The organism is Microbacterium sp. USHLN186 (assembly GCF_037145155.1).
Taxonomy (GTDB): domain Bacteria; phylum Actinomycetota; class Actinomycetes; order Actinomycetales; family Microbacteriaceae; genus Microbacterium.
Genome location: NZ_JBBCYA010000002.1, coordinates 644,401 through 657,642 on the forward strand (window position 1 = coordinate 644,401; position 13,242 = coordinate 657,642).

The window sequence follows — 13,242 nt, forward strand, 5'->3', positions numbered from 1 at the left end:
TCACTCTCCCGACTCGAGAGAGCTCGCACCCCACGCGTCGTCGGCGGCATCCTCCTCGGCCCACGCCCGCGAGCGCTGCCGCAGCGTCTCCGGCGCCTGCGCCGCTGCCTCCGCCGTGTCGAACGGACCCACCCGGTCAACCGCAGCGGACTGCATGCCGAACTCGACCTCGCCCGTGCTGAGGTTGTACCAGTACTTCTCGTCGCCGTCGGACATGTCAGCTCCTTCGTCGGGGGTGTCGTCACGATCCTAATCGCAGGTCGCGTCCTCGCTAGGCTATTCGCCATGGCACAGGCAATCGGCGTCGACATCGGCGGAACGGGCATCAAGGCGGGCATCGTCAACCTCGCCACCGGCACTCTCGACTCGGATCGGGTGCGCGTGCCCACTCCCGAGGGGGCGCACCCCGCAGACGTGCTGGACACCGTGCGCGACGTACTCGACACGCTCGGCGTCGGCGACTCCACGCTGCCCCTCGGCGTCGCGTTCCCGGCGATCGTCAAGTACGGCAGGACGCTGTCGGCGGCCAACATCTCCAAGGAGTGGGTCGACTTCGAGGCCGAGAAGTTCTTCGAGGACGGCCTGGGCCGCAGCATCACCTTCGTCAACGACGCGGATGCCGCCGGCGTCGCCGAGGCGCGTCACGGCGCGGCGCGCGACGCGCGCGGACTCACCATCATGACCACGCTCGGCACGGGCATCGGCTCGGCCTTCCTGTATAACGGCGAGCTGATCCCGAACACCGAGCTGGGCCATCTGCAGCGCGACGGGGAGTCGATCGAGCGCTGGACCGCGTACTCCGCGATGGAGCGCGAGAGCCTGTCGTGGGAGGACTGGTCGGCGCGGCTGCAGCAGTTCTACTCGCACGTCGAGTTCCTGTTCAGCCCCGATCTGTTCGTCGTCGGCGGCGGGGTGTCCAAGCACCCCGAGAAGTTCCTGCCGCTGCTGGAGCTGAAGACCCCGATCGTCTCGGCCGTGCACCGCAACGCCTCCGGCATCATCGGCGCGGCCGCGCTGTCTGTGGGCTGACCCGCCCCACACGCGCAGAAGGACCCGATCACTCCGGTGGTCGGGTCCTTCTGGGTGTTCGGGGGCGAGTGGGCCGGCCTGTACGCCGGGTTCTGTTCAGGAGTTCTTCGCTCCCTTGACGGCCATCTCTCTCGACGACACGTTGCCGTGTCGTTCCAGCGACCTACCCGAGGACTCGGCGGGCCGCGTCGACGTCCTCTGTCTGGTCTTGCTCCGGGCGAGGTTTACCTGGCGGAGCGCGTCACCGCGCTCCCCGGTGGTCTCTTACACCACCCTTTCACCCTTACCCCCGAGGGGGCGGTCTTCTCTCTGTGGCACTGTCTCGCGGATCGCTCCGGGTGGGTGTTACCCACCGCCCTGCCCTGTGGAGCCCGGACGTTCCTCGGTGCGCTCACGCGCCACGCGGCCGTCCGGCCGACCCACTCGCACCTCGAGTCTACGCGCCCCGCTATCCGTCCTTCGCCGCGTCCTCCGCGACGTGCACGTCGAGCGGCACATCGACGGCGAACCCCGGGAACAGCCGTGCGGTCGCCGCATCGGCAGCATCACGGAGGATGCCCGCGACCGCCTCGCCCTGCTCGGCAGGGGCGTGCACGATCACCTCGTCGTGCAGGAAGAAGGCGAGGTGAGCGCGCTCGCGGAAGACGGGGCCGGATGCCGTCGCCGGCACGGATGCCGGTGGCAGCGCCATCAGGCGATGACGGATCTCGGCCAGCCACAGCAGCGCCCACTCCGCGGCCGTGCCCTGCACGATGAAGTTGCGGGTGAAGCGCCCGCGATCGCGGGCGCTGCGGCGCGCGCGGCTCTCCTCGGCGCCTGCGGCATCCGGCCCGCCGGCCTGCGACTGGGCGAGACGCCAGGCATTGTCGGGTCGCGGCGAGCTGCGCCCGAGCAGCGTGCTCACCACCCCGCCCTGCTCGCCGGTGCGCGCCGCGGCGTCCACGAGCCCCATCGCCCGCGGGTACACCGTGCGCAGCCGCGGCACGAGCTGGCCGCTCTTGCCGGTGGTCGCGCCGTACATCGCCCCGAGCACGGCGTACTTCGCCTCATCGCGCGTCGCCACCGCTCCCGAGCGCACAACGCCCTCGTACAGGTCCCGGCCGCGCGCGGCATCCACCATCGCGCTGTCACGCGACATCGCGGCGAGCACCCGCGGTTCGAGCTGGGCGACGTCCGCGTCGACGAGGACCCAGCCGGGGTCGGCCCGCACGGCACTGCGCAGCTGCCGCGGTATCTGCAGCGCTCCGCCGCCGGAAGAGGCCCAGCGCCCGGTCACCACGCCGCCGGTGAGGTAGATCGGGCGGAACCGCTCGTCGCGCACCCATTCATCCAGCCATCCCCATCCGTTGGCCGCGAACAGCCGGGCGAGCTTCTTGTACTCCAGCAGCGGTGCGACGACCGGATGCTCCACGCGCGACAGCTCCCAGCGCGAGGTGGATTCGACGAACACGCCCGCCCGGTGCAGCGCGCGCAGCAGGCGGGGTGGGCTGTCGGGGTTCAGGCTCGCGTCATCCAGGCGGTGCCCGATCTCCGTGGCGAGCTCCGCCATCCGCGCCGGACGTGCTCCGCGCAGCGGTCGCGGCCCGAGCTGCTGCGCGAGGATGCCGCGATGGGTCGCGGTGCTCCACGGCAGGCCCGCCGCAGTCATCTCCTCCGCGATGAGCGCACCGGTCGATTCCGCCGCGCACAGCAGCGCCAGGCGGGTGTCGGGCGCCGAGGCCAGTGCCGCAAGCTGCGCGCGCCACTGGGCACGCACCTCGTCGATGTCGTCGTCGCGTTCTGCGCCCACGACGTCCGCATCGAACAGGCTCGGCGGAGCCGTGGCATCCGCCGTCTCGTCCCCGCGCACCCAGCGACCAGACGCCGCCAGCGGGTGCGAGAGCGACGCGGTGTCGCGCAGGATCGCGTGGCAGAGCAGCAGATCGTGCGCGCGGCGCAGGCGCACGCCGGCGGCCAGCAGCGGTGGGTAGAACGTGCGCAGACTGCGCACCGTCCAGCGCGGCGAGAGCCGCTGCTCGATCTCCCGCACCCGCGCGACGAGCTCGCCGGCGCGAACCTCGATGATCGTCGCATCGGTCCCGGCCTCGGCGTGCAGCTCGATCAGCCACTCCCCGCTCGGCCGGCGCCCCACCAGGGCATGCGGCGGCTCGGCGGGTCGCGTCACCGCATCCGGTCTCTCACCGACGTGCGGCATCAGCGCTGCCGCCCGGACGGCAGCGGACGGTCACAGCCCGGATTCCTCGGTGCGCACGAGGATGCCGCCGCACTCGGGGCACGAGACCACGTCATCCACGGCGGCGTTGCGCACCGCGTTCAGCTCGATGCCGGCGAGCACCATCTGGCATCCCTCGCAGATGCCGCGCCGCAGCAGACCCACGCCGATGCCGCCACGCGCGGCGCGCCGCTCGTACTCCGCCAGCAGTTCGGCCGAGATGGACGCGGCGATGGCAGCGCGGTCCCGGGTGAGGTGCTCCCCCTCCGTGCCGGCCGCGGCCATCTCCGCCTTCGCCGCGGCGGTCAGCTGCGCCCCTTCGGACTGCGTCTGATCCACCAGGGCCTGCTGGGCGTCGACGGCGGCCTGCGCCTCCTCGACGCGTCCCATCGCCTCCAGCTGCGCGTCCTCGAGCATGCTGATGCGCCGGCCGAGGCTGTCGATCTCGTTCTCGAGCGCCTGCGCCTGCTTCGCATCGGTGGCCGACTCCAGGCGCTGGGCGTCGCGATCGCGGCGCTGGGTGGCGAGGGCGACGTCCGATTCCAGCCGCCCGAGCTCGGCGCGCGCATCGTCGAGCGCGCCGGTGAGCGTGGTCAGCTCGCCCATCTGGCGCTGGCGCTGCGCAGCGAGCTCGTTGATGCGCGGTCCCTGCGCCGGCTGCGTGCGCGCCCGCTCGGTCTGGGCGATCCGCCGATCCAGGTCGGCGATGTCGAGGAGTCGGCGCTGGTTCTCGGGGCTGGCTTTCACCCCTCAAATCTATCCGCTGCGGGTCACTCCGTCGACGTACAGCCACTGGCGCCGCTCCCGCACGAATCGGCTGCGCTCGTGCAGCGACCCGGCGCCGTGCGGCCCGCGGTGGAACGCCTCGAACTCGACCACGCCCTCCTCGTCGAACGGCCCGCCCTGCTGCCGGTCGAGGATGTCCAGACGGGTCCAGCGCACACTGTCGTCGAGGTCGAGCGTCGCGGGCCGCGTCGACGGATGCCAGGTGCGCAGCAGGTGGGCGCTGTCGCCGATCGCGAACGCCGTGAACCGCGAGCGCATGAGCCGCTCCGCGGTCGGCGCCGAACCGGAGGCGAGCACCGGCCCGCAGCAGCTGCCGCAGGCATCGCCGCTCGTGCAGGGACAGCGCTGCGCGGGGTCGGGTACCACGATCTCGGACATGAGTCCATGGTGCCAGCCGTGACCGTCTCGGCCGCTGCCCGCGCCGTAGGCTGGCGGGACCGCGATCACGAAGGAGAGAGCATGTCCGAGCAGATGCCGCAGTTCACCGCCCACAACGGCTTCCGTCTGCCGGCGGTGGGTCTGGGCACGTACCGTCTCAACGGCGATGCGGGGGCGGATGCCGTCGCCGCCGGCATCCGCAGCGGATACCGCCTCATCGACACGGCGTTCAACTACGAGAACGAGGGAGCCGTGGGCGCCGGCGTCGCCGCCTCGGGCGTGAAACGGGACGAGATCGTCGTGACCACCAAGCTTCCCGGGCGGCATCACGCCGCCGCGCCCGCGCGCCTGAGCATCGAGGAGAGCCGTCTGCGGCTCGGGCTCGACATCACCGACCTGCACCTCATCCACTGGCCGAACCCCGACCGTGACCTGTACGTCGAGGCCTGGCAGGCGCTCGTCGACGCCCGCGAGCGCGGCACGGTGCGCCAGATCGGCGTGTCGAACTTCCTGCCAGAGCATCTCGAGCGCATCGAGGACGCTACCGGGGTGCGGCCGGTCGTCAATCAGATCGAGGTGCACCCCTACTTCCCGCAGGCCGAGGCCCTGGCCCTGCACGCCGAGCGCGGCATCCTCACCGAGGCGTGGAGCCCGCTCGGGCGGGCGAAGGAGGTCGTGCAGGAACCCGTGATCGTCGAGATCGCCCGCGCCCACGAGATCACCCCGGTGCAGACCGTGATCGCCTGGCACGTCGCCCGCGGCACGGTCTCGATCCCGAAGGCATCCTCGGCCGAGCACCAGCGCGCGAACCTCGCCGCCGCCGCTGTCGTGCTCGATGACGCCGAAGTCGAGGCGATCACGGCGCTCGGGCGGGAGGACGGCCGGCTGTTCGACGCAGACCCCGCCACGCACGAGGAGATGTGACGGTCGGCGCGGTCACTCCTTCTGCACAACCGTCATCGCCGATGACTTATCCACAGTTCGAGAACATCGCCTGATCAGCGCTTCCGATGTCGGTGGCCCCCTGTTCAATGGCGGTATGACATCGACGGCGGCCACGGTCCTGGATCAGCTCGAGCAGCTGCTTCAGTCCTCCGCGATGTCCGACGAGCCCGACGATCAGTTCGATGCGGCCTCCGCCGCGGAGCTGATCGAGGTGCTCGTGCGCGCCGGCGCCGTGCAGCGCCGGCTGGATGCCGTGATCACCACCGCGACCGGGCGGGTCCTCGACCGCGATCTGCAGCCGCGAGAGGCGCGGGTCAGTGAGAGGGCCGGATGCCGCGACGCGACCGAGCTGCTGCGGCGTGCGCTGCGCACCGACACGGCGGCCGCGCGCCGTTACGTCGCCGGTGCGCAGGCGACGCACCGCGAGATGGAGCTGTCTTCCGGCACTGCGCTGCCCGCGCGATACGAGCAGCTCGGCCGCGCTCTGCGTGAGGGAGATCTGTCCATCGCCGGGCTACTGGCCTGCACCGCGCCTCTCGACCGGGTGGCCACGCGCCTGAGCGTGGCTGACAGAGACGACGCGGACGCCGTCCTCGCGCAGGCGGCCCGCGGCCTGGACCTCGCGGCGGAAGACGGCCGTGCCGGTCCGCCGCCGACCACCGACGAACTCGGCGCCCTCGCGCAGCGGATCGTGCTGCTGCTCGATCCCGACGGGCAAGAGCCGGAAGACGCGCGAGCGCACCGCCGGCGCGGCCTGACGCTGGGCCGGCTGCGAGATGGAACCGTGCCGGTGTCCGGCGCGCTTCTGCCCGAAGTCGCCGGGCAGCTGCAGCGTCTGCTCGACAGCCTGCTCTCCCCCAAGGCGGACCCGGTCGCTCGGCCGGACGCAGGAGCCGATGCGGAGTCCGATGCGGTCGCGGATGCGATGGCCCCGGGGCTCGACCGAGCAGATGACGGGTCGGGGGGCGACGGCGAGCTGCCGGATCCGGTGGACCCGCGCAGCCCGGCACAGATGCGGCACGACGCGCTCGCATCGATACTGACCGCGGCGGCCGCCACCGGCGGCTTCCCGCTGCTCGGCGGAGCCGCACCGACGCTCGTCGTCTCGATCAGTGCTGAGGGCTTCGCATCGGGGGCGGAGCGCGCGAGCATCGAGGGCACGGGGTGGGACGTCCCCGCGTCCGTTGCCCGGCACACCGCTTGCGCCGGTGGCGTGCAGCGGGTCCTCTTCGACGAGCGCGGTGCGATCGTCGGCCTCGGCACCACCGCGCGCATCTTCACCGCGCTGCAGCGCCGCGCGATCATCCTCCGCGACCGCGAGTGCGTCATCCCGGGATGCCACGTGACGGCGAACTGGTGCGAGCTGCATCACGTCCGCGAGTACGCCGACGGCGGCCCCACGCACACCGACAACGGTGTCGCGCTGTGCTGGCATCATCACCGCACGCTCGATACCAGCGGGTGGGAGATCCGGATGCAGCGCGGAGTGCCGGAGATCCGCGGCCCGGCGTGGTGGGATGCGCACCGGCAGTGGCGACGTCCGCGGATCCGAGCGGGAACCGAGCAGGCGTTGTCGGCGGCCCTGTCTCGAGGAGCCGGCGTGCGGTTCCGCTGAGACGGCCGGGTTCTATGAAGGGTTCTATGAAGAAGGAACGGTGGGCCCTGCCGGGATCGAACCGACGACATCCACGGTGTAAACGTGGCGCTCTACCAGCTGAGCTAAAGGCCCTGACACCCACATTCTACGGTGCGGAATTGCCGATACCCGTCCTCGGGAACGGATATAGGCTGAGCACAGTCCGCGTTGTGCGCAGCCGACAAGGCTCCGGATGCGGCATCCCGTTTCATTGGCACGACCTGCCAGCTTGACGAAAGGCTCCACGTGACCGTCCACGACCAGGATCCGTACTCCCAGGCACCTCTCGACAGCGATCCGGAGGAGACCGGCGAGTGGCAGCAGTCGCTCGATGAGCTGGTGGATGCCAAGGGCCCCGGCCGCGGCCGGGAGATCATGCTCAGCCTGCTCAAGCGATCCAAGGAGCGCCACCTGGGTGTGCCGATGGTCCCCACCACCGACTACATCAACACGATCGCCGCGCAGAACGAGCCCGACTTCCCCGGCGACGAGGAGATCGAGCGCCGCTACCGGCACTGGATCCGCTGGAACGCAGCCATCACGGTGCACCGTGCGCAGCGCCCCGGCATCGGCGTGGGCGGACACATCTCCACCTATGCCGGCGCGGCGTCGCTGTACGAGGTCGGCTTCAACCACTTCTTCCGCGGTCAGGACCACCCCAACGGCGGCGACCAGATCTTCATCCAGGGCCACGCCTCCCCCGGCATCTACGCCCGCTCCTTCCTCGAGGGGCGCCTGAGCGAGGCCGACATGGACGGCTTCCGTCAGGAGAAGTCGCACGCGGGCCACGCGCTGCCGTCGTACCCGCACCCGCGGTCGATGCCGCACTACTGGCAGTTCCCGACCGTGTCGATGGGTCTGGGTCCGATCAACGCCATCTACCAGGCACAGGCCAACAAGTACCTCACCAACCGCGGCATCAAGGACACCGCCGACCAGCACGTCTGGGCCTTCCTCGGCGACGGCGAGATGGACGAGGTCGAGAGCCGCGGTCAGCTCCAGGTCGCGGCCAACGAGGGTCTGGACAACCTCACCTTCGTCATCAACTGCAACCTGCAGCGCCTGGACGGCCCGGTGCGCGGCAACGGCAAGATCATCCAGGAGCTGGAGTCGTTCTTCCGCGGCGCGGGCTGGAACGTCATCAAGGTGATCTGGGGGCGCGAGTGGGACGACCTGCTCGCCCGCGACTCCGAGGGCGCGCTGCTGAACATCATGAACGCGACCCCGGACGGCGACTACCAGACCTACAAGGCCGAATCAGGTGCGTTCATCCGCGAGAACTTCTTCGGCCGCGACGAGCGCGCCGCCGACCTCGTGAAGGACCTCTCCGACGACGACATCTGGCACCTGCGCCGCGGCGGTCACGACTACCGCAAGGTGTACGCGGCGTACAAGGCCGCGATGGAGCACAAGGGTCAGCCCACCGTCATCCTCGCCAAGACCGTCAAGGGCTACGGCCTGGGCCCGCACTTCGAGGGCCGCAACGCGACCCACCAGATGAAGAAGATGACGCTGGACAACCTCAAGACGTTCCGCGACACCATGCAGATCCCGATCAGCGACGCGCAGCTCGAGGAGAACCCGTACCTGCCGCCGTACTACCACCCCGGCAAGGACGACGAGACGATCCAGTACATGCTGGAGCGGCGCCGCAGCCTGGGCGGCATGATCCCCGAGCGCCGGACGCAGCACACCGCGTTCACGCTGCCCGACGACGCGACCTACGCGCTGCCGAAGAAAGGCTCCGGCACGCAGGAGATCGCCACCACGATGGCGTTCGTGCGCCTGCTCAAGGACCTGCTGCGCGCCAAGGACTTCGGCAACCGCATCGTGCCGATCATCCCGGACGAGGCCCGCACGTTCGGCATCGACGCGTACTTCCCCACCGCGAAGATCTACAACCCGAACGGTCAGCACTACACCTCCGTGGACCGCGAGCTGCTGCTGGCGTACAAGGAGAGCCCGCAGGGCCAGATCGTGCACGTCGGCATCAACGAGGCCGGCGCCGTCGCGGCGTTCACCGCCGCTGGCACGTCGTACTCCACGCAGGGCGAGCCGCTGATCCCGATCTACATCTTCTACTCGATGTTCGGCTACCAGCGCACGGGCGACGCCCTGTGGGCGGCCGGCGACCAGATGGCACGCGGCTTCATCATCGGAGCCACTGCGGGACGCACCACCCTGACCGGTGAGGGACTCCAGCACGCCGACGGTCACTCCCCCCTGCTCGCCTCGACCAACCCGGCGACGGTCTCCTACGACCCCGCATACGGGTACGAGATCGCGCACATCGTGCGCTCGGGCCTCGAGCGGATGTACGGCGGCAGCCACCCCGACCCCGACGTGATGTACTACATCACCGTCTACAACGAGCCCCTCGTGCAGCCGAAGGAGCCCGAGGATGTCGACGTGGACGGCATCATCCGCGGCATCCACCGCATCAAGCCCGGCAGCGGCGAGGGCCACCGTGCCCAGCTGTTCGCCTCGGGCGTCGGCGTGCCGTGGGCTCTGGAGGCGCAGCAGCTGCTGCAGAGCGACTGGGGCGTGAGCGCCGACGTGTGGTCGGTGACCTCGTGGAGCGAGCTGCGTCACGACGGCCTCGCGGTCGACGAGCACAACTTCCTGCACCCCGAGGAGGAGCCGCAGACGGCGTACCTGACGCGCAAGCTGCAGGATGCCGAGGGCCCCGTCATCGCGGTCAGCGACTACATGCACGCGGTGCAGGACCAGATCCGCAACTGGGTGCCGAACCCCTACTACACGCTGGGCGCCGACGGCTTCGGCTTCTCGGACACCCGCGCCGCGGCCCGTCGCTTCTTCAAGATCGACGGCCCCTCGATGGTGGTGCGCACCCTGCAGGCGCTCGCCGACGAGGGCAAGGTCGACCGCTCCGTGGTGGGCCAGGCGATCGAGAAGTACCGGCTGTTCGACGTGAACGCGGGCACCAGCGGAAACGCGGGCGGCGAGAGCTGACCCTGTGAGCAGTACCACCCAGCAGGCCATGGACAAGGCCGCGACGCTCGCCTGGCTGCGCCGGATCTCCGGCGACATCGCCACGGTGACGATCAAGCGGCTCGAGGACACCCTGCCCTGGTACGCCGACATGCCACCGGCCCGGCGCTCCGCCGTCGGGCTGGTGGCCCAGGCAGGCATCACCTCCTTCATCCAGTGGTACGAGGACCCCACCTCCACGCCCTGGATCGCCGCCGACATCTTCGCCGCCGCTCCGCGCGAGCTGCTGCGCAGCGTCAGCCTGCAGCAGACGCTGCAGCTCATCCGCGTCACGGTCGAGGTCACCGAGGAGCGCGTGGCCGGCCGCGGCGAGGATCTGCGCGAGGCGATCCTGCTGTACTCGCGGGACGTGGCCTTCGCGTCGGCCGACGTGTACGCGCGCGCTGCGGAGGCACGGGGGCTGTGGGATGCCCGTCTCGAGGCGCTGGTGGTGGACTCCATCCTCACCGGTGAGGCCGATGAGGAGCTGCCGAGCCGCATCGCGGCCCTCGGCTGGCACGGTCACGGCGAGGTGTGCGTGATAGTGGGCACCACCCCGCCGCAGTTCGACGTCGACCTCGTGCGCCGCACCGCTCGTCGCCTCTCGGTGGACGTCCTCATCGGCGTGCAGGGGTCACGGCTGGTGCTGGTGATCGGACGAGCCCGCGTGCCGGGCAAGGAGGTCGAGGGCGAGGAGCTGCCGTTCAGCGAGATCGCGCAGCGACTGGAGCCCTCGTTCGGCTCGGGGTACGTCGTGCTGGGTCCTCCGGTCTCCGCCCTCGTCGACGCGGGCCAGAGCGCGCGCGCCGCGCTCGCGGGCTTCGCCGTGGCGAAGGCGTGGCGAGGAGCTCCGCGACCGGTGGAGGCCGACGACCTGCTCCCCGAGCGCGCCCTCGCGGGCGACACGCTGGCGAAGCAGACGCTGATCGAGCGGATCTTCCGCCCGCTGCAGGCCCATTCCACCGATCTGGTCACCACGCTGTGGAGTTACCTCGACAACGGCCGCTCGCTGGAGGCCACCGCCCGCGAGCTGTTCGTGCATCCCAACACGGTGCGCTACCGGCTCAAGCGCGTGACCGAGGTGATCGGGTGGGACGCCACGGGGCCGCGCGAGGCGCTCATCCTGCAGACCGCGCTGATCCTCGGATCGATCGGCGCCGCCGAGCCGTCGCGTCGTCGTCCCCTGCCGCGCCGCCGCTGACCGCAGCCCGACTGTGCGCCACGCACAATCGATTCCGACATTGTTGTGATGTTTCATCCACCATGCGGAGCGGATCGTTGGCAGACTGGACTGGTGATCGTCGTCGCCTCGCCCGGACAGGGCTCGCAGACTCCCGGGTTCCTCGCACCCTGGCTCGAGCTGGACGGCGTCGCCGACCAGCTGGCCGCATACTCCGACGCGGCTGAGGTCGACCTCATCGCTCACGGCACCGAGTCGGATGCCGACACGATCCGCGACACCCGCATCGCGCAGCCGCTCATCGTCGCTGCCTCGCTCATCGCCGCCGACGAACTCGCCCGCCGCGCCGGTCGCACCGCGGACGGGGTGGCCGGCCACTCGGTCGGCGAGCTCGCAGCCCTCGTCGGCGCGCAGGTGCTCGCCGGGCAGGACGCCATGCGGCTGGTCGGCATCCGGGGCCGAGCGATGGCGGATGCCGCCGCGCACACGCCCACCGGCATGAGCGCAGTGCTCGGCGGCGACGCCGACGAGGTCATCGCCCTGCTCGAGGAGCTGGAGCTCACCCCGGCTAACTACAACGTCGCCGGCCAGATCGTCGCCGCGGGGGCGCTGCCCGCGCTCGCGCAGCTGGCCGAGCGCGCCCCGCGCGGCGCGCGGGTCATGCCGCTGCAGGTCGCCGGCGCGTTCCACACCTCCTACATGGCTCCCGCGGTCGAGACCCTGCGCGCAGCCGTCTCCGGTGTCAGCGCGGCGGACCCCGCGCTGACTCTGTGGTCGAACCGCGACGGCGCGGTCGTGACCGACGGACACGACGCGCTGAAGCGCATCGTCACCCAGGTCTCGTCGCCCGTGCGCTGGGATCTGTGCATGCAGTCCTTCGCCGAGGCGGGAATCACCGGGTTCATCGAGGTCGCCCCGGCCGGCGCACTGGTCGGTCTCGCCAAGCGCGGGCTGCGCGGCGTCCCGAACGTCGCCGTGAAGACCCCGGACGACCTCGACGCAGCCGTGGAGCTGCTGAGCTCGGCAGCCCCCGGCGACCAGGCAGAACCCAGCGAACGGGCAGAACCCAGCGAACGGAGTGAATCCCAGTGATCCTCAAGCAGGCCACCGGCCCGGCCCACACCCGCATCTACTCGGTGGGTGCGGCACGCGGCGAGAACGCCGTGCCCAATGACGACCTGGTCGGCCCCATCGACTCCAGTGACGAGTGGATCCGCCAGCGCACCGGCATCATCACCCGCACCCGTGCAGTGCCAGAGACGACGGTCATCGAGCTGTCCGCCGATGCCGCCGCCGAGGCCGTCAGCCGATCGGGCGTCGACCCCGCCGAGATCGACCTCGTCATCGTGGCGACGATCAGCAACCCCAAGCAGACGCCGTCGGTCGCGGCCATCGTCGCCGACCGGATCGGGGCGAACCCGGCCGCGGCCTACGACATGAACGCCGCGTGCGCGGGCTACGCCTACGCGATCGCACAGGCCGACGCGCTCATCCGCGCCGGTGCCGCCCGCCACGCCGTGGTGATCGGCGCCGAGAAGCTCTCGGACGTCGTCGACCCCACCGATCGCAGCATCTCCTTCCTGCTCGGCGACGGCGCCGGTGCGGTCGTCATCGGCCCGAGCGACACCCCGGGCATCTCCCCGACCGTGTGGGGCTCGGACGGGTCGAAGGCCGACCTGGTCGGCATGAACCACACGCTCACCGACTTCCGCGACGGCAAGGCCCCCTGGCCGACGCTGCGCCAGGAGGGACCCCGAGTGTTCCGCTGGGCGGTGTGGGAGATGGCCAAGGTCGCGCGCGAAGCGCTGGAGAGCGCCGGTGTGCAGGCATCCGATCTCGCCGCGTTCATCCCGCACCAGGCGAACCTGCGCATCGTCGAGGAGTTCGCCAAGCAGCTGAAGCTGCCGGAGACCACCGTGATCGCCCGCGACATCGAAACGACGGGGAACACCTCCGCGGCCTCCATCCCGCTCGCCACGCACCGTCTGCTCGAGGAGCACCCGGAGCTCAGCGGCGGTCTGGCCCTGCAGATCGGCTTCGGCGCCGGACTCGTGTTCGGCGCGCAGGTCGTCGTGCTCCCCTGAG

Annotated in this window: 11 protein-coding genes, 1 tRNA gene and 1 other RNA gene; 7 read left to right on the forward strand and 6 right to left on the reverse strand. The window is 70.9% G+C overall.

The features are described 5' to 3' along the window. Positions 1-216 carry an SPOR domain-containing protein gene (locus WFG93_RS07105; protein WP_336645610.1) on the reverse strand — a complete coding sequence of 72 codons (216 nt, stop codon included), beginning with the start codon at positions 214-216 and terminating at the stop codon, positions 1-3. Between the two features lie 69 nt (positions 217-285). On the opposite strand from WFG93_RS07105, the gene ppgK reads away from it, so the two are divergent. Next, the gene (gene ppgK, locus WFG93_RS07110; protein ID WP_336645611.1) at positions 286-1,029 is read left to right on the forward strand and encodes a polyphosphate--glucose phosphotransferase; all 744 of its coding nucleotides are present in this window, start codon (positions 286-288) and stop codon (positions 1,027-1,029) included. Positions 1,030-1,094: 65 nt separating this feature from the next. Here ppgK and rnpB read toward each other — a convergent pair. From rnpB to WFG93_RS07130, 4 genes are all read right to left on the reverse strand, one after another. Then, positions 1,095-1,451, reverse strand: an RNA gene (gene rnpB / locus WFG93_RS07115) — RNase P RNA component class A. 26 nt (positions 1,452-1,477) lie between these two features. Next, on the reverse strand, positions 1,478-3,193 hold the full coding sequence (locus WFG93_RS07120; RefSeq protein WP_336645612.1) for a bifunctional 3'-5' exonuclease/DNA polymerase: 1,716 nt from the start codon (positions 3,191-3,193) through the stop codon (positions 1,478-1,480). Between the two features lie 60 nt (positions 3,194-3,253). After that, positions 3,254-3,988: a zinc ribbon domain-containing protein gene (locus WFG93_RS07125; protein ID WP_336645613.1), complete on the reverse strand. Its 735-nt coding sequence runs from the start codon at positions 3,986-3,988 to the stop codon at positions 3,254-3,256. Positions 3,989-3,997: 9 nt separating this feature from the next. Beyond that, positions 3,998-4,405, reverse strand: coding sequence for a YchJ family protein (locus WFG93_RS07130; RefSeq protein WP_336645614.1), 408 nt, complete (start codon positions 4,403-4,405; stop codon positions 3,998-4,000). 81 nt (positions 4,406-4,486) lie between these two features. On the opposite strand from WFG93_RS07130, the gene WFG93_RS07135 reads away from it, so the two are divergent. Together WFG93_RS07135 and WFG93_RS07140 are read left to right on the forward strand one after the other, a co-directional pair. Further along, a complete protein-coding gene (locus tag WFG93_RS07135) occupies positions 4,487-5,329 on the forward strand; it encodes an aldo/keto reductase (RefSeq protein WP_336645615.1) in 843 nt (280 codons plus the stop codon). A gap of 115 nt (positions 5,330-5,444) precedes the next feature. Further along, positions 5,445-6,965 (forward strand): HNH endonuclease signature motif containing protein, encoded by a 1,521-nt coding sequence (locus WFG93_RS07140; RefSeq protein WP_336645616.1) that lies wholly within the window; start codon positions 5,445-5,447, stop codon positions 6,963-6,965. Between the two features lie 41 nt (positions 6,966-7,006). Here WFG93_RS07140 and WFG93_RS07145 read toward each other — a convergent pair. Beyond that, positions 7,007-7,079, reverse strand: a tRNA-Val gene (locus WFG93_RS07145). A 153-nt stretch (positions 7,080-7,232) separates the two neighbouring features. Here WFG93_RS07145 and aceE point away from each other — a divergent pair. The 4 genes from aceE (at position 7,233) to WFG93_RS07165 (ending at position 13,241) form a co-directional block, all read left to right on the forward strand. Then, positions 7,233-9,959 (forward strand): pyruvate dehydrogenase (acetyl-transferring), homodimeric type, encoded by a 2,727-nt coding sequence (gene aceE / locus WFG93_RS07150; RefSeq protein ID WP_336645617.1) that lies wholly within the window; start codon positions 7,233-7,235, stop codon positions 9,957-9,959. 28 nt (positions 9,960-9,987) lie between these two features. Further along, positions 9,988-11,178 (forward strand): PucR family transcriptional regulator, encoded by a 1,191-nt coding sequence (locus WFG93_RS07155; protein WP_336645718.1) that lies wholly within the window; start codon positions 9,988-9,990, stop codon positions 11,176-11,178. Positions 11,179-11,271: 93 nt separating this feature from the next. Further along, entirely contained in the window at positions 11,272-12,249 is a 978-nt protein-coding gene (locus WFG93_RS07160) for an ACP S-malonyltransferase (protein ID WP_336645618.1), read from the forward strand. Beyond that, positions 12,240-13,241 carry a beta-ketoacyl-ACP synthase III gene (locus WFG93_RS07165; RefSeq protein WP_336645719.1) on the forward strand — a complete coding sequence of 334 codons (1,002 nt, stop codon included), beginning with the start codon at positions 12,240-12,242 and terminating at the stop codon, positions 13,239-13,241. The genes WFG93_RS07160 and WFG93_RS07165 overlap by 10 nt, the downstream gene beginning before the upstream one ends. The last annotated feature ends 1 nt before the right edge of the window (position 13,242 follow it).